This window comes from Alteribacter natronophilus, from assembly GCF_006007885.1.
Taxonomy (GTDB): domain Bacteria; phylum Bacillota; class Bacilli; order Bacillales; family Salisediminibacteriaceae; genus Alteribacter; species Alteribacter natronophilus.
Window position 1 is genome coordinate 1,273,613 of record NZ_VCRO01000001.1, and the last position, 16,219, is coordinate 1,289,831.

Annotated in this window: 21 protein-coding genes; 11 read left to right on the forward strand and 10 right to left on the reverse strand. The window is 45.4% G+C overall.

Features of this window, described 5'->3' with window-relative positions; genetic code table 11:
• Nucleotides 1-28 precede the first annotated feature (28 nt).
• A complete protein-coding gene (locus FGB90_RS06425) occupies nt 29-322 on the reverse strand; it encodes a hypothetical protein (protein WP_138809690.1) in 294 nt (97 codons plus the stop codon).
• Between the two features lie 237 nt (nt 323-559).
• Here FGB90_RS06425 and FGB90_RS06430 point away from each other — a divergent pair, with 237 nt between their 5' ends.
• The 3 genes from FGB90_RS06430 to FGB90_RS06435 all read left to right on the forward strand — a co-directional run bounded on the left by FGB90_RS06430 (nt 560) and on the right by FGB90_RS06435 (nt 1,972).
• Entirely contained in the window at nt 560-1,000 is a 441-nt protein-coding gene (locus tag FGB90_RS06430; protein ID WP_138809691.1) for a CBS domain-containing protein, read from the forward strand.
• A 104-nt stretch (nt 1,001-1,104) separates the two neighbouring features.
• On the forward strand, nt 1,105-1,251 hold the full coding sequence (locus FGB90_RS19620) for a hypothetical protein (RefSeq protein WP_171051723.1): 147 nt from the start codon (nt 1,105-1,107) through the stop codon (nt 1,249-1,251).
• Between the two features lie 82 nt (nt 1,252-1,333).
• Nucleotides 1,334-1,972 (forward strand): class I SAM-dependent methyltransferase, encoded by a 639-nt coding sequence (locus FGB90_RS06435; protein ID WP_138809692.1) that lies wholly within the window; start codon nt 1,334-1,336, stop codon nt 1,970-1,972.
• Nucleotides 1,973-2,004: 32 nt separating this feature from the next.
• Here the strand turns inward: FGB90_RS06435 and FGB90_RS06440 are convergent, their stop codons facing one another.
• Nucleotides 2,005-2,346 carry a hypothetical protein gene (locus FGB90_RS06440; protein WP_138809693.1) on the reverse strand — a complete coding sequence of 114 codons (342 nt, stop codon included), beginning with the start codon at nt 2,344-2,346 and terminating at the stop codon, nt 2,005-2,007.
• Nucleotides 2,347-2,471: 125 nt separating this feature from the next.
• Here FGB90_RS06440 and FGB90_RS06445 point away from each other — a divergent pair, with 125 nt between their 5' ends.
• Complete coding sequence (locus FGB90_RS06445; RefSeq protein ID WP_138809694.1) at nt 2,472-2,921, forward strand: hypothetical protein; 450 nt, start codon at nt 2,472-2,474, stop codon at nt 2,919-2,921.
• Between the two features lie 33 nt (nt 2,922-2,954).
• Here FGB90_RS06445 and FGB90_RS19625 read toward each other — a convergent pair whose 3' ends face one another.
• Nucleotides 2,955-3,122 (reverse strand): hypothetical protein, encoded by a 168-nt coding sequence (locus FGB90_RS19625; protein WP_171051724.1) that lies wholly within the window; start codon nt 3,120-3,122, stop codon nt 2,955-2,957.
• A 211-nt stretch (nt 3,123-3,333) separates the two neighbouring features.
• Between FGB90_RS19625 and FGB90_RS06450 the strand changes: the two genes are divergently transcribed.
• The 6 genes from FGB90_RS06450 (at nt 3,334) to FGB90_RS06475 (ending at nt 10,591) form a co-directional block, all read left to right on the forward strand.
• Nucleotides 3,334-4,257, forward strand: coding sequence for a DMT family transporter (locus FGB90_RS06450; RefSeq protein WP_306419221.1), 924 nt, complete (start codon nt 3,334-3,336; stop codon nt 4,255-4,257).
• 84 nt (nt 4,258-4,341) lie between these two features.
• Complete coding sequence (locus FGB90_RS06455) at nt 4,342-5,400, forward strand: GTPase (protein WP_138809695.1); 1,059 nt, start codon at nt 4,342-4,344, stop codon at nt 5,398-5,400.
• Nucleotides 5,401-5,655: 255 nt separating this feature from the next.
• Entirely contained in the window at nt 5,656-6,264 is a 609-nt protein-coding gene (locus tag FGB90_RS06460; RefSeq protein ID WP_246056065.1) for a cell wall hydrolase, read from the forward strand.
• Between the two features lie 663 nt (nt 6,265-6,927).
• Nucleotides 6,928-7,230: a hypothetical protein gene (locus FGB90_RS06465; RefSeq protein ID WP_138809696.1), complete on the forward strand. Its 303-nt coding sequence runs from the start codon at nt 6,928-6,930 to the stop codon at nt 7,228-7,230.
• Between the two features lie 70 nt (nt 7,231-7,300).
• On the forward strand, nt 7,301-8,737 hold the full coding sequence (locus FGB90_RS06470) for a phospholipase D-like domain-containing protein (RefSeq protein WP_138809697.1): 1,437 nt from the start codon (nt 7,301-7,303) through the stop codon (nt 8,735-8,737).
• 612 nt (nt 8,738-9,349) lie between these two features.
• Entirely contained in the window at nt 9,350-10,591 is a 1,242-nt protein-coding gene (locus FGB90_RS06475; protein ID WP_138809698.1) for a dicarboxylate/amino acid:cation symporter, read from the forward strand.
• 13 nt (nt 10,592-10,604) lie between these two features.
• Here the strand turns inward: FGB90_RS06475 and FGB90_RS06480 are convergent, their stop codons facing one another.
• Complete coding sequence (locus FGB90_RS06480) at nt 10,605-10,853, reverse strand: metal-sensitive transcriptional regulator (RefSeq protein ID WP_246056066.1); 249 nt, start codon at nt 10,851-10,853, stop codon at nt 10,605-10,607.
• A gap of 39 nt (nt 10,854-10,892) precedes the next feature.
• On the opposite strand from FGB90_RS06480, the gene FGB90_RS06485 reads away from it, so the two are divergent.
• On the forward strand, nt 10,893-11,012 hold the full coding sequence (locus FGB90_RS06485; RefSeq protein WP_138809699.1) for a plastocyanin/azurin family copper-binding protein: 120 nt from the start codon (nt 10,893-10,895) through the stop codon (nt 11,010-11,012).
• A gap of 50 nt (nt 11,013-11,062) precedes the next feature.
• Here the strand turns inward: FGB90_RS06485 and FGB90_RS06490 are convergent, their stop codons facing one another.
• From FGB90_RS06490 to FGB90_RS06515, 6 genes are all read right to left on the reverse strand, one after another.
• Complete coding sequence (locus FGB90_RS06490) at nt 11,063-11,722, reverse strand: nitrite/sulfite reductase domain-containing protein (RefSeq protein WP_246056067.1); 660 nt, start codon at nt 11,720-11,722, stop codon at nt 11,063-11,065.
• Nucleotides 11,723-11,855: 133 nt separating this feature from the next.
• Nucleotides 11,856-12,185 carry a four-helix bundle copper-binding protein gene (locus FGB90_RS06495; RefSeq protein WP_138809700.1) on the reverse strand — a complete coding sequence of 110 codons (330 nt, stop codon included), beginning with the start codon at nt 12,183-12,185 and terminating at the stop codon, nt 11,856-11,858.
• A gap of 64 nt (nt 12,186-12,249) precedes the next feature.
• Nucleotides 12,250-13,599, reverse strand: a complete 1,350-nt coding sequence (locus FGB90_RS06500) for a cell wall-binding repeat-containing protein (RefSeq protein WP_138809701.1) — start codon at nt 13,597-13,599, stop codon at nt 12,250-12,252.
• 56 nt (nt 13,600-13,655) lie between these two features.
• Complete coding sequence (locus tag FGB90_RS06505; RefSeq protein WP_246056068.1) at nt 13,656-14,384, reverse strand: urease accessory protein UreH domain-containing protein; 729 nt, start codon at nt 14,382-14,384, stop codon at nt 13,656-13,658.
• A gap of 345 nt (nt 14,385-14,729) precedes the next feature.
• On the reverse strand, nt 14,730-15,065 hold the full coding sequence (locus FGB90_RS06510) for a hypothetical protein (RefSeq protein WP_138809702.1): 336 nt from the start codon (nt 15,063-15,065) through the stop codon (nt 14,730-14,732).
• A gap of 305 nt (nt 15,066-15,370) precedes the next feature.
• Nucleotides 15,371-16,039 (reverse strand): C40 family peptidase, encoded by a 669-nt coding sequence (locus FGB90_RS06515; protein ID WP_138809703.1) that lies wholly within the window; start codon nt 16,037-16,039, stop codon nt 15,371-15,373.
• Nucleotides 16,040-16,219 lie beyond the last annotated feature (180 nt).

A 16,219-nucleotide genomic window follows, 5' to 3' on the forward strand; every position in this document is an offset into this window, starting at 1 on the left:
GCCGTAAACAGGAAACACCGGGGGAGGACTACTCCTCTTCCCGGTGAATGGCGTTTTGTATGGCTTTTCCAAATGCAAAACCGAGCAGGCTCAGAAATGAGTAAAATGCAGCGTACCCGTAAATTGGCGGCTCAAGTGTAAATCTCTGGACTGTTATCATTAAGGCTGTTCCTGCTGCAAAAACAGCCAGGAATGTCATTACAGGGTTCAGTCTGTACCGCCTGCCTGCTGTACTGGCAAAAATACCGGCCAGAAGGGCAAAAAGCGGATTCACAACGAACAACAGTACGATTTCAGTGCCGGCTAGATCTGTGACCAGCATGCTGCTCCCTCCCCCTGTATCATGAGTTCTTACTTAAAATATTACCATACTTCAGGGTTTATCACCTTATCTCACGTACTTTTGCGACAGGTGCAGGAGGGAAATCCGGCAGATAGCAGCAGACAGGCTGCCCGTGTGCGTGAAAACGCCCCGGAAAACTGACTTCATTTCCCAGTGTCCATTGGGACTTGTTTATTTAATCCGTGCACATCCTATGTCCGAAAGGGAGTGAAAATCATGAACCAGTCCATTCGCGATTATATGAGCAAAGGGTGTGCTTCATGTTCGCCTGAACAGAGCATCCAGGAAGTTGCTGCCCTTATGGAGCAGAACGACTGCGGTGCCATCCCGGTTGTGGAAAATGGCCAGATCCGCGGTATTATTACAGACCGTGACCTTACCCTCCGTGCAACAGCCCACAACCTCTCTCCGGATACGCCGTGCTCACAGTGCATGAGTGCTACGGTTACTGTAGCTGACAGTCAGATGGATGTTCACGAAGCTGCCCGTCTCATGGCGGAGAACCAGATTCGCCGTCTTCCGGTGGTGGAAAACGGTCAGGTGGTCGGGATGCTTTCGCTTGGAGACCTGTCAACGCAGGATATTTACGCCAATGAAGCCGGTGAGGCTCTCAGCAGCATCTCCTGTAAAGCACATCATCCGAACAACCTGCAGTAAGCTCTTTTTTGAAAAACAGCCGCTCCCCAGGCGGCTGTTTTTTCTATCTCGTCTAAATGTGTTAAAATTGTAAGTAAGCTTAAGTCAGGAGGAGATTTACAAACATGGCGATACGAATGATCTGCCCTGATTGTAAAGGAACAGGCGAGATTGAGAAGGAAATACTTTTCATAAAAAGAACCTCTGCGTGCCAGGCATGTAAAGGTTCGGGAAGTAAAGAAACAACACTCAAGCGGAAAACTGCAATTTAAATTCATCTGCTTCCACGGCTCAGGATTGCCGTGGTTTTTCGTGCACTTTTAGACGTTTTTCCAATTTTTACAGATCGCGGTGATGACTGTGTTAAAAGATACCGGTGAAAGGGTCATCCCCGAAGCCATGAAGCCTATGAATGAGTCCCTTCTGGAGCATATCGCCCGCTACCATTTCTCTGCAGCATATGTCACCGGGAGGACTCTGGACATTGCCTGCGGCACAGGTTACGGGGCGAAGTTTATTGCAAAAACACGGAAGAAACAGATCTCTGATATGCTCGGTGTGGACGTCTGCCCGGAAACAATCGACTATGCAGTAAAACATTATTATCATCCCCTGCTGAAATTTCAGACAGGTGATGCCCTCGACCCTGAACTGAAAAAACAGATCGGGACCTTTGATACGATCCTTTCTTTTGAAACCATCGAACACGTTCCGGACGATCGTGTGTTTCTGAGCCGGCTGAATGAACTTCTTAACCCCGGCGGTACACTTGTAATCTCCACCCCTTTTGGTGAAGGGCGCGGTGTACCATGCGGCCAGGAGTTTCACTATCACCAGCTTACGGAGGCGGAGTTCTTTTCGCTTTTTCAGGAACAGCAGTACGATTTCGCGGAGATTTCGCACTTTTTCCAGAACGGCGTGGCCATCGAGAGCACGAAGCGTAAGGACGTCTATTACCCTATCGGTATTGCAGTATGTAAAAAACAGCTGTAGATAGATCCTTCCCCGTTTTCCGTTTATTCTTATTACATGCTCCCGATAAAAAGGGAAAATAAGTAGAACATGAGCACGTAAGCAGTAAAGCAGAAAATGACCACTGCAAAAGCACGGTTGTTACGCCACTCATTGACCGCCGTCAGAATACCTGTAAGAGCGTTTCCGATCCACAGTATATCCCAGAGAATATCTGCGGCCTGATTGGAAAAGAGGCAGTAAAAACAGGTAACAAAAAGTATAATGTTCAGTGCTGAATAGATAAAAAAGCTCCACGTTATTCTGTACGGCCATTCTCCCCCATCAAATATGAGTCTGGCCGCCGCCATCAGAAGAATAATCGTTGGAAAAACAAACCCCATTAATAAAATCACGGCTACGTACCTCCCCTATTAATTTCTATTCTGCCAATCCGATTTGCAAAAAGTCAAACAATGGAAAGTGGTATCTTTTTTTATGATAAACTACAGTTATTAATAACTAATCGGGTGATTACATAATGACAAAAAAGTTTATGAGTCTAACGCTTTTTATTTCAGCACTCCTCATCGCACTGCCTGCCTATGCATTATCGTGGGGACACGACTTTGTGGTATGGGACGGGAATGTCTATGAAGTGACCGACGAGGAAGTGGATCCTGAGGACGTGACCGGTCAGATCGGTTCCGTGCGTACGCAGGCAGACGAATATACGGGCAGTTACTTCGGCAACGCGTCGAATGCCTATCCAAAAGGCACGCCGTACTTTTCCATTGACGGTGTTTCCGATCAGGAAGCGATCGCCGTGCAGGATGAGAATAACAGGCTGCTTCTGGCGGAATATGCCAGGGATGCTCCCTTTCACTGGATGAACGTGCTGATCGGGGCTATCCCCTACCTTCTCATACTCGGCGGGGTCGGTGCAGTAATTCTTATCGGTCTGTATGTTAACAAGTCACGTCGGGCTTAAAAAAACAGCCATGCGGCTTGTGCCGCATGGCTGTTATGCTTCTCCGCTCCGTTCTGTTTTAAATACATAAAAGGTGCTTGCCACTGCGAACCCGGCCACTGCAAGCCAGAGCCAAAGATGGTCGCGTCCCTGAATCAGAGCCAGGATGGCGTTTATGACGAGCAGAACAGAAACAATTGCATAAAAAATCATACGTTTCACCAGAATCTCTCCCTAAAACCAGGCTCCATATATTTTACCATATATAAGGGAACAGCTGGGATGCACCCACTATAAGCTCTTCTTACAGCATGCCTCCTCTTCTGGAACTTCCTTGCTCTCGATGCTGCAGCACGACTGTTTCCTTTATCTATTTCCTTTGATCCAAATTCACCCGACTTATGGTACGGTGGAAAAAACGGTTAATTCTGGAGTGATCACGATTTACCCTTACGTACTTATGCTCATAGCTGTTCTTTTATATGCAGGCAATATTCTTGTGGGAAAGGCGATTAACGACCTCCCTCCCGTCACCATCGCCTTTTCCCGCCTGCTCATTGCCTTTATAATTCTTCTGCCCATCGGAGCGAAAGCCGCATGGCGGCACAGACATTCTTTTATTAAGCACAGAAAACCGGTTCTTATTTTATCTCTCACAGGTATCGCCTTTTTTAATACGTTTATTTACGCTTCCCTCCAGTTTACAAGCACCACCAATGTAGCCGTGCTTGAAACAGTGATTCCCGTTGTAACTGTCGTTCTCAGTGCACTTCTTTTAAAAGAGCGCCTGAAACGGATTCAATGGGCAGGTATTGTTATTTCTTTTGCAGGCGCAGTGTGGGTTGTCATGGACGGTCGCCTTTTTGCCCTGGCAGGCTTTAACTGGAATGCCGGGGATCTCATCATGACCGGGGCAATTCTGACCTGGGCTGTCTACTCCATTGCTGTGAAGAGGTACATGCACCTGTTTCCTCCATTCGGTGCGCTTTTGGTGATGACCGGTCTTTCACTTGCTGTCCTGTTCCCTCTTATGATCGGAGAATGGTTCATAACCGGGCTGCCAGCGTTCGATGCAGGATCCCATGCGGCCGGAATTCTATATCTTGGTATTTTCCCGTCATTCGTCGCACTGATCTGCTACAACCGGGCAGTGGATCTGATTGGACCGTCCAGGGCATCCGTATGCCTAAACCTGCTCCCGGTGTTCACGATGGTCGGAGCATGGCTCCTTCTGAACGAAACCATCACACTCATGCAGGTGGCAGGCACCGTAACAGTGATCGCAGGGGTAATGCTCACTACACAGGTAAGATTTAGGCGGAAGACAGCGGCCCCTGCCAGGAAAAAAGCCCTTTGACACAGGACCAACAGCACATAAAATCTGTTTGCCCTTTTCTGTACCGTGGTATTACTAACGTATACAGAAAGGACGGTGGCTCCTATGTACGACCATAAACCGGACGATTTATCAGACGAACTTGAAAAACAGATTAAGGATGCAGCCGAAGCAGCATTTGATGAGGAAATTGCTTCGGTGAACGACCAGCTTGAAAAAGAAATTACATTCGCTCTTGTCGGCGATATTAATAGCGGTAAATCATCGACTGTAAATGCCCTGATGGATGATGAACTTGCTTCTGTAGCACCCGAGCCTGGGCAGACGATCGAAGTGGGCCGCTATTATTACACGGAAAAAATCGTGTTCGTCGACACACCGGGGCTTGATGATGTGGTGAAGAAGAATTCAGAGCAGACGATGAAATTTTTCCGGCAGGCGGACGTGATCCTGTTTTTCCTTAACGCCGCCGGTACAGTATTGTCAGACGGGGAAATGAAAGTATTCAGGAAGCTGAAACGGAAAAACAGCAATATTATCTTTGTACTGAATAAAATTGATGCAGTAGACCCTTCGGAAATCGACGATATTGCAGGATACGTGAAGCGCAACACGGATGTCACCCTTCCTGTAATTCCGATATCATCAAGGGATGGGACGAACATTCAGGAACTGCGTGAAGAAATCCTCGATATGCTAAAAAAAAATGGTAAAGACCTTCTCTTTGCCAGACACCTGAGGGACAAATCCCCCGTGGCAAACAAATGGATTTACGCTGCCGGCGGAGCTGCCGGGACTGTTGGACTGTCGCCAATTCCGGGTTCTGATATCGTACCGATCACGGGCATTCAGGTAACAATGATGGTCCGCCTCGGAAAACTCTATGATAAACCGATCAGCAGGCGCAGGGCAAAAGAGCTGGCCATAGCAACGGTAGTGGGAAATATTGGCCGTACCACCTTCCGACAGGCTGTCAAAGTCGTTCCTGTCGCAGGCAGCATCACAGCAGCGGGTGTGGCCGGATCACTCACCATTGCTCTCGGATTTGCCATGAAGTACGCCTACGAAAACGATCTGGACGTGGATGTGGATACGATTATGTCCCTCATCCCGAAATACTATGAAGAACCGAAAGTTCCGGATAATGAAAATATGAGAAAGTAAGCAGCTGCTGAAAAAAGGAGCCGGAAAATGATCCGGCTCCTTTATATATTTCGAGCATAAAAGACTCATTGTTTTTTCTCCGCAGAACCTCATGACCGGACCAACGCCCCCTTAACGAAAAGGTCTTTCCCCTCCATCTTCAGTGAGCGCGTTTCAACCTGTAGGAACAGGGAATCTGTCTGTCGTAATATGAAATTATAGACTTCGACACACTGTCGGAGTAAAATCTCACACAGCATGAAAGGGGTAATTTCGTTGAGGAAATGGACTTTGCTTTTCGCTCTTATGATTGCATTACTAATTTTACCATCCCACGCCGAAGCATCAATGCTTGAGCAGGGCAGCACAGGAGAAAAGGTAACGGAACTTCAGGAAACTCTGCACAAGCTCGGTTATCTTCCTGTTTCCCCTACCGGCTATTACGGGTCAATGACAGAGGAAGCGGTGCGTTCTTTTCAATCTGACTTCAGTCTTGCACCCGACGGTGTTGCCGGACCTGTAACCCTGCAGAAATCCAATAACGTGACAACCATGGCCCACGTTGTCCACGGGGAAGCCCGCGGAGAATCCTATGAAGGGCAGGTTGCCGTTGCTGCCGTTATTCTGAACCGCGTCCGGGATGCGGGTTTCCCTTCGAACGTAGATGGCGTCGTGTTTCAGCGTAACGCCTTTACAGCCGTTATCGATGGCCAGTACTACCTGACACCCGACCGCACCGCCTACAAAGCCGTAAAAGATGCCCATCTCGGCTGGGATCCATCATATGGATCGACTTATTATTATAATCCTGAAATCGCAACCTCGCAGTGGATTTTTTCCAGAACCCCTGTGACAACCATCGGAAACCACTTATTTGCAGAGTAAATGATCAGACGCCATCCTGCTCAGGATGGCGCTTTTTTATTCTGCCTCTTTCGGTTTCGCTCCCTTTTTTCTCCGTGTGACGGGCCAGGAATATCATATTGAACACTAAAGAGGCTCCGCCTTGCAGTAAAATGACAGAAAAGTCCCAAAAAAGAAGTTAAAGAACATAGAAAAAAGGGTATTGGAATGATACAAGGGCCCAAATGGTAAGGAGGTGGAATAAATGAGAAACTGCTCGTGCTGCGGACAGGTGGCAGCAAAAAGAGTGGCCTGTAAAGAGTGCGGACAAGGGGTATGCCCGGAATGTGTGGCAGGAGGGGCAAATTTCAACCTGATTGATATCCGCTTCTGTAAAACATGTGCTACCTCAAAAGTGTAGCAAAGTTAAAACGAAAAGCTTAATTTCGCAAACATTTCCGACTTGAGAAGAGAAGATCGCCGCCGGCTCACGGAAAGCAAAGGTCAGACTGCAGTGTTTGAAAACAGCAGTTTTATAGAAGATAAACCAATGAATTAAATATCTGGCCATAGGCTAAAAGGGGCTGTCTCTTCCGAAAAGAGAAAGCCTCTTTTGTTGATTACATAACCCTGAATCGCTTCAAGACCAACTGTGACAACGATAGGGAACCATTTGTTTACAGAGTAAATGCCAGGCTGTCCTAAATGGTACAGCTTTTTTATATTGAGATTCAGCAAAAGAACCGTTCCCGGCAGGAACGGTTCTTCTATTTAGCGGTGATAGGAGATGTTCAGACGTTCATCTTCTTTCAGAAGGACGCCTGTTCTGCCGGGAGCCTTATTGGAACGTCCGCGGCCGGGATGATCTTTGCGAGCAAAATCACAGATTGCCGAGCCGATCAGTTCACCTGCTTCCAGAAAGCGATTTATGTTGATCCAGAACTCGTGGAACAGCTTCATAAAGGCCGGGAGTATATAGCTGGCTCCTCGTTGCAAATCGATGGGTAAATTGGAATAAAACAGGGTATACAGGTGGCATGTATAATTAATTTCCAGTTTATTTGCAGCAGCAGAAGAGGTGAGAAAGATTAAACGAATCGCAGGAATCATAATATTTGTCATTATTGGATATGTTCTTTATGCGCTTTTTTCCGGAGTGATCATTTTTCAGTTATCAGGATATGACACAAACAGCAGCCCGGCAGATCACGACCCGGAGCGTTTTTATGGAGATGACGAATCGGAGGACCGAGTGGCTCTTATTGAAGGAAGGCTGGAGTCGAAAGAAGCAAGGAATAATATTAAGGAAAATGCAGAAGAAACGCTTGATATTACAAATTTTAAGCTCACTGAAGGAAGTGCAGCCAATATTTTTTTTGCATCGATCGTAGAAGCGGCAGACCGGGGAGTTCAAGTAAGAGTGCTCCTTGATGGCATGTTTCATGGGATGAGGGGAGAATATACAGATATTGTATATGCGTTTGCCAGCCACCCTAATATTGATTTGAAATTTTATGAACCGGTGGATCTGCTAAGGCCGTGGACGCTTAATAACAGATTGCACGATAAACTTGTTATTTCGGATAATAATCTATCGATGATAAGCGGAAGAAATATCGGAGACAGATATTTCGCGCCTGAAGGGTTTGAAGGGGCGACTAATGACCGTGATGCCGTAATCTATAATTCCGGTGCTGACAATAGTGTGATAGATGATATACAGAATTATTTTGATTATGTCTGGAACCATGAGTTTTCCCAGTCTCAGACAGAGAACGTGTCGGAGCCACAGCTTGCGGCAGGAGAAGACCAGCTTAATGAATTGAGAGAGATACTTGAAGAGTTTCACTACTCCTCCAGCGAATTATTTCAACAGGAAATCGATTGGGAAGAACGTTCCTTACCGACGAGAAAGGTGACTTTTATCCATAATCCCATAGAACGGATGAATAAGGAACCAGTAGTTTGGAGAGATATAACCAACCTGCTTGAAAGCGCAGAAGAATATATCTTTATGCAAAGTCCATTTATTATTCCTTCGGAAAGAGTAATGAAGCATTTAGATCTTGACGCTATTTCTGCACCCAAAGTGGAAATACTGACCAATTCACTGGCAGCCAGTCCCAACCTTCCTGCGTATGGCGGCTACTCCAGGTACAGGGAAGAACTTGCCGGAACTTTAGCGGATTTGTACGAATATCAAGGGCCGGACCAGTCCATTCACGGAAAATCCTATATGATTGATGACAGAATCAGTATGATCGGTTCGTTCAACTTAGACCCCAGAAGTGTTTATTTAAGTACAGAAAGTATGATTGTGGTTGACAGTGAGGAAGTTGCTATGGAGTTAAGAGGTCATGTGGACAATCTTATGACACATGAGAGCCTGTTAGTAAATGATGATGGCTCCTTTGAAGAAAGCGAGTTCGCAGAAGAAGCAGAAGTACCGGCTGCTAAAAGATTCAGAAAAAATATGTGGGCCTTTTTCACAAGGTTTTTTGAACATTTGCTTTAGAGGGCCGGAGAAAAAACGGAAAAGAATATAAAAAGAAGAAGAGATCAAGCGCCTTCCGGCTTTGGATGGCGCTTCTTTAATCCGCTTTTTTCGGTTTAAGAGCGTTTTTCCGGTGACGGTAGAACCGGTTTTTGACTGACCGGCCAAAATCCCTTGACGGCATCGTGATTATCAAAAAGAGTATGACTACTCACGCATCAGCACCTTTCTTCTCTACAGTCAAAATGTCCAGCTCTGAATCGGCCTGCACAGTTTTAAGATGGTCTCCTTGATCTTATAAGCTCGCACGTTCGACAATATTCGAGTGAAACAGACACCAAATTACATATTCTTTTATAAAGAAAGTGATTGTCGCGTGGGACATAATGCGATAAATAGTTTTAAAATAAAAGCGGTTGTCTTTATCCTATTGGCTCTGTTAAAGTTCGTTGTTGATTTTCACTCACTGCGCTCCCTTTCCGCGGGCACCACTGCAGCCTCCTCGGGAAAACCGCCCTGCGGGGTCTTCCGTTGGTGCTGTTCCCGCAGGAGTGTCGCGCGTTCGCTCCAATCAACTACTAAAAATCAACATTAAGATTTAACAAAGCCATCATTTTAAAAAAGGAGGAGCTTATGAAATTAACGAAGTATATTATCATTGCGTTAATACTGGGACTGGTAACAGGTTTGGGGTTTAACCTGGTCGCCCCTGGGGCTTTTGTTTATGCAGATAATTATTTCTTTACCCCTCTTGGTACTTTATTTATTAATTCAATAACGATGCTTGTTGTTCCCCTGGTTTTATTTTCAATTATTTTAGGAACAGCAGGCGTCAGTGACCCGAAGAAGCTCGGACGAATTGGCGGTAAAACGGTAAGCTTTTATTTAATAACCACTGCAATCGCTTTAATTATCGGACTTTCAATGGCCTATATTATTCAGCCAGGTGCCGGTGGAGGTTTTGAGACACAAACAACGGACTATGAAGCGGAAGAAGCGCCGCCGGTGATGGATACACTGCTCAACATCATCCCGGAAAATCCGATCCAGGCTATGGCAGAAGGGGAAATGCTTCAGATTATTGCCTTTGCTGTCTTAATCGGTTTTGCGCTCTCAAGGCTGGGGGACAAAACATCAGGAGTCTTAAAGCTTGTGGAACAAGGGAACGACATTATGATGTTCCTTGTTAAGGTTGTAATGTATCTGGCTCCTGTCGGTGCATTTGCACTCATCGCTTCAGCAATTGGAGAGTTGGGGATGTCAGCTCTTCAAGCCATGCTTTTATATATGGCAGCCGTTATTACAGCACTTGTTCTCCATACAGTGATCACTTACGGATCGGTTCTGAAGTTCATCGCAAAACGCAGCCCGATTGAGTTTATAAAAAAGTTCTTCCCTGCAATGGTCGTGGCATTCAGTACGTCAAGCAGCAGTGCTGTATTGCCGGTATCCATGCGTGTAGCGCAGCAGGATTTGAAAGTATCAAAACCTGTCAGCAGCTTTGTCCAGCCGCTCGGTTCTACGATTAATATGGATGGTACTGCAATAATGCAGGCAGTGGCAACTGTGTTTATAGCCCAGGTATATGCGACAAGTTTATCTTTCGGTGATTTGCTTACGGTAATCTTAACGGCAACGCTTGCGAGTATTGGAACAGCCGGTGTTCCTGGAGTAGGAATGATCATGCTGGCAATGGTTCTCACTGCTGTCGGTCTCCCTGTTGAAGGGATTGCGCTTGTTCTTGGTGTAGACCGGATTCTTGACATGCTTCGTACCGCTGTTAACATTACCGGAGATGCTACGTGTGCTGCTATGGTTTCCAAATCGGAAGAAGGGCACGAAGAAAGTGAGCCAGAGTCTTCAGAAGCTTCATAACAACATTGCACTGCTAGTCGGGAATCACCAAAAAAGCCATGGGTTTAACCCCCCATGGCTTTTTATCTTTCACCGCTGAGTTGTTTTCACCCCAGCAGCTTTTGAAGCTACTCCACTTCTCCAGATCTGCCGAACTTGAAAAAGTTCCCTCACTGGTCTGCTCCGGGTGAAAATGATGCCTGTTTAGTGCTGACTGTACAGCTGACATCTGGTTGAGGATATCATCACAGTATACCTCCTGATCTATCATTCTCTTAACCATGCAGGATACCACAAGCCCTATTCAGTCCATGTTCACGCAATGCCGCACGAAACATCCTCCATCATCTTTACACCATTGAAAACTGGAACTTATGAATTTTTCTGTACCATCCCCGGTCATAAAGAGGCAGGAATGAGGGGGACATTGATCGTAAACTAATAAACCTCAAGATCAGTACAAATCACTTTGCTCTGATCTTGAGACTCCAATTATAAACCCACTTCTCTTTTCAGATTGTCGAAACCGAATCGGTCGACAAATTTTGCAATCCGTTCACGTTTCCTTCCATTTTCTCTGTAGACGCCTAATACCTCATCAACCAGATCATACAATTCATTCGGTTTAAGACCATCTTTAAGCAATCTGCCGGTTCGGGCATCTTCACCTGTGGCTTTTCCTCCCACATAAAGATCATAGGTATCCTTGCGCTTAATTACCCCAATATCATTAATCAGGGGTTCTCCACATGCATTGGAACAACCGGTGTACGATGCCCTTAGTGTAAATGGAACCGGCTGACCAGCAATCCTTGCGTTCAGCTCTTTAGCTACCGGCATCCCTTCTCGTTCCTCACCCTTACAGAAATTACATGTCCGGAGGCTTTTGACGTAAGGGCCAACTTTATAAACTGAAAATCCTGCACGTTTGAGCTGTACTTCCGCCTCTGCTGCCTTTTCCTCCTCCACTTTAATGATCAGCTGCTGAAAAGTTGTCAGTTCAATTTCCTGGTCTTCGTCAAGGTAATTCCCTAGTACAACAAGCTGTTTTGGAGTTAATTTTGCACCAAATCCAATTCCACCGTTGACCGCAAACGCGGTAAACTTTTTCTTCAGAATAATCCTCCCCCGCTTAATTTTTATAATTGTCAAATTATTATACTATACCCTCCTTGGGTATACAACAACAAAACCAAGCCATCCTTTGAACCCCCAAGATCTTTCAGATACAGCAGAAAGAGGCTGCTCCGGATTGCTTTCCGGAGCAGCCTCTGTAAATATACAATTAAGCAGCGAACTTTCTGCATTCATCGGCACATTTGAAACAGGCTTCAGCGCATCTCTGACAATGGTCATGGTCATGTTTTTGACATTCTTTTCCACACGCTTCACAAATCTTTGCACATACTTCTGCAAGGTCCTCCGCAAATGGTGTGTTTCGGCCAAGAGCCTGTTCAAGATAACCGCAGATGTCAGCGCATTCTCTATCCAGACGAATGCATTCTGCCATCATCGCAACATCATTTTCTTCTAAACAGGAATCAAAGCAGTGGTTACATGCCTCCATACACTCGTGCAGTGCTGAAATCAAAGTACTGTATTTTTCATGTGCCATCTAAAGCCCTCCTTAAATTAACTTCAATTGTAGACTTAACATAACAGTTTAAACTGCTTTTCTCTTAATGGCCTCCGTGGTCATCTCCTGATGCAGATACAATTTCCATTCGCTCGTCAATAATTCCCTGCACGTAAAAGTCAATGAGCTCTTCACTGCCGAACAGGTAGCCATGATTATACGGCCCTTCTGTCGGATCGTTTTCGAAAGTCGGCTTCAGTTCTGCCAGGTATTCATATACTGACTCATTCAGTTCTCCATCTTCAAGCCAGATCATCGGGGCGTGTTTGCCCAGATGGGCCAGTGGACTTCCAGGTACAGCAAGATCCGGACTGGATGTTGAAGCAAATGTCAGACCATGGCCCGGTTCATCAATGCCCCACCCAAAACCGGTGTCCTCGTCATAATAAGAAGCAAATGCGATGGACAGATCTACGGGATTATCCCCGTCAATTCTTTTAACTTCGCCATAGGAGCTGAGGTCTTCCTCAACTGTACCTGATACCTCATTCTCACTTCCTACAATGTAAATTACTGCGTCCTCGCGTTTTTCAAGGGCTTCGACTGTTGCCTCAGGAATGTCGTCGCTTTCCACATACAGAAGAGGCTCGTCCATGTGGGAAATCCAGTCTCCCGCTACCGATGTCATCAGTCTTGCATCATCCTCCATTGAACCAACAATCACATTTTCCGGTAGGCTGCCAGTCAGCTCTGCATAATGCTCATCAATCAAAGCAGCAAATGAGGCTGGATCCTCCGCAGTCAGATGTTCTAATTCGTAGGAATCAAGCTTATCCATCTCATCCTCACTGAGATCTCCCATTACCATGACTTCAATGCCTTCGGAATTCCCTTTCGGCTGCAGCCGGTTTATTTCATCCATCACCTCCTCTGTTAAGGATTCATCATAGTAAAGCACCGGGCCGTCATTAGGGTGATGGACAAGCGTCAGTGATGCCAGCGAGTACTGCCACTGATCCAATGGTGCAAGAATAACGGTGCCTGGCTGATTCTCTTCGTGGGTAGCAGGCCAGATTGTCTGGGAAGCAAGAACGGAAAATGCCACGGGATTATCTTCACTAATTCTGGTAACATTCTTTGTATTTTCCACCTGCAGGCCTTCCCGGGCATTGTCATTCATATTGCCCGGCGGAGAAGCATCATGTTCTTCTCCATTCGAATGATGCTCATCGTCGTCATGATGACCGTTATCCGAATCTTCTTCATGGTGTTCATCCTCGTCATGATGCTCGTCCATGTCTTCATGGTGCTCGTCCATATCTTCATGATCCATATCACCCTGTTCCATGTCATCATCCATATTATCCTGTTGATCCTCCTGAGGGGCACAGGCTGCTGCGAGTACACCGGTTGTCAAGATAGCTGCTGCAAGAAATTTTGCCTTTTTCATCATATTTCCTCCTTTAAAATTAGGGTAAAAAAACTCTTTTTAAATTCCTTCCAATTTAATTACCAGAAAGTCAGCATATCCAGTACTCCAAGCAGAATCATAAAGACCCCTGCTGAATACTGAATTATTTTCCCTATTTTCCTCCCTCTTTTTATCACTGAACTTCCTGAACCCAAATACCAGATTGCTAAAATGACGATTAAGAAAGGAATTGCTGTTCCTATAGCAAAAACCCCAGGGAGAACTGCACCATAGGAAGTTGATAAGGTTAAGGGCATCAGCAGCATGAAAAACAGCAGAAACATTGTGGGACAGAATCCAAGAGAGAAGCTGAAACCAAGCATAAATGCGCCCCATTTTCCTCCGTTCTGCTTATGTTTTTTCTGTTTCCACAAAAACAGATTTCCTCTGAGTTTAAATACCCCCACCATGTACAAACCAATTACAATGAGCATTGGGCCTAAAAGGCGTCTGATCCATGGAAAGTATAATGTAAGTTCCCGCTGGAATTCCTGACCAAGGAGCCAGACAATGGCTCCAAGCCCTGTAAACGCCACCACTTTTCCAAGCGTGTAAAAAAGCGTCTCGGACCAGGAAACTCCTTTATTAATTGATTTACTGCCGTACAGGGTAATAGCACTGAGATTCCCTGAAAATTGACATGGGGCCAGGGCCCCTACGCTCCCAAGCATCAGTGCAAAGAGAATCGGGACTGATTCTACACTCATCGCAGCATTCATAAATGGTTCTCTGAAGATGGAACTGACTCGCTCTACTGCCTCAAACAAAAACGAATACCTCCCCCGGCTTTACTAATCTTGGGGCTGACCCTGGTCCATCCTGACACTTAACGTATTAAAGTGAAGATAAAGCAATTAAAGGCCAACCGTTATTTCCACCATCTACAGTAATCCTACCCTGGATATTTAAAGAAAGTATGAAAATACAGGGCAGGCGTTAATTCATTTATGACACATCCGGAATTAGGCGGTCCAACGCTTCTATAACCTGGTCTTCGGTTTTTCCCCCAACAGTTCTTTCCAGCACCATTCCGTCTTTATCAATTAATTAAACTAGCGAGGATTAGAATGGACAACACAGCAGATCTGAGATACATTCTCCGCTTCTTAATATTACCTCCCCTGCCTTTCCTCACCTTTAGGCACAGGTGTCAAAATGACTTCCTTCTCCCGGCCTGCATATACCATAAAAAGATCGTTTTCCCGAATACCAAGAATGTTCTTTATTTCCACCGGAAGCCAGAAGGCTCCCCTCTTATTGACAACGGCTCTATTTTCCTGGCCCGGTTCCTTATCATTCCTGAGAACAATATCATTTGTTCCTGGTGAAATCACTACCGTAATTTCTGTGTTTTTTTTTATGATCTCCTCTTCCATTAATATTTGCGGTATGGCGATCAGTCCATTTTTCAGCCTTGTCTGAATTGCATTTTTACTTATATCACTCATTTAGAACACTTCCTTTTGTAGATTCCTAACAACCATACCCAAGAAATTTTAAGAAAGTATGAAAAAGCGCACTATAATAAAAACCTCCTGCACACGCAGAAGGTTCTAAGCTATTTAATCTGCTCGCCTTTCTCCATCCTTAAACAATAGCGATCACTACAGTCACATGTTCTAAATCATATAAAAGAAAATTGAAGTTTTTATGAAGAACAGATCTCCATAATTGCCATTTTTCCAGAGCAAAATAAAAAAGGATGTCCCCAACCGTCACAGACGGTCTTAGACATCCTGAAATATTTAATCTATTAACGCCGTGCACCCATATAGGCATTGCTCCAGTATGAGCTGGTCATATCAGATACTGTAACCCCTGTTGAGGCTCCGGAGTGAATGAATTCGTTGTTACCCATGTAAATACCGGCATGAGATGGACCTGTCCGTGTTTCAAAGAAGACGAGATCTCCCGGTTGTGGATTTGAGACAGGGCTTGTCGCATCCCACATTTGTGCAACTGTTCTCGGAAGCTGTTTGCCATGCTGAGCATAAACGGTCTGGATAAAACCGCTGCAGTCAAATCCCGCCGACGTTGTCCCTCCCCAAACATATGGAGTTCCAAGATAACCTTCAGCTGTACCAATAACGCCTGATGTGCTGCCTGTACTGACACCTGCAACTGCAGGTGACGAAGATGAACCACTCAGTCCCAGTGAGCTTAATGTCTGTGGACCTGCTACACCATAGAAGTTACCTGCCGGGCTCGATATACCGTTTTGAAGCTGGTAGGCTTGTACAGCTGCAAGGGTTTTTGGACCAAAAATCCCCTGTGTGCCTCCGCTGAACCCTTCTTCTGCAAGAGCAATCTGCAGGTCTCGAACATCCTGTCCACGATCTCCAGAGCTCAAAGATGCATCTGCTATGGACGGAACTGCTAAAACTCCTCCTGCAATTAATGCACTCATAATAACCTTTTTCATAATAATTCCTCTCCCTGTTTAATGATTGTGGTATTTTTTCTCTCTATTTCTATTTTGTCGCTACCACAGGTTTTATCTTACATTCTGAAGGGAATATATAAAAGATTATTTGATATTCGTTACCAAACTAATAAATTCATGTAATGAAGGTGAAAAATTAACAATTTTATTGTATAAAAT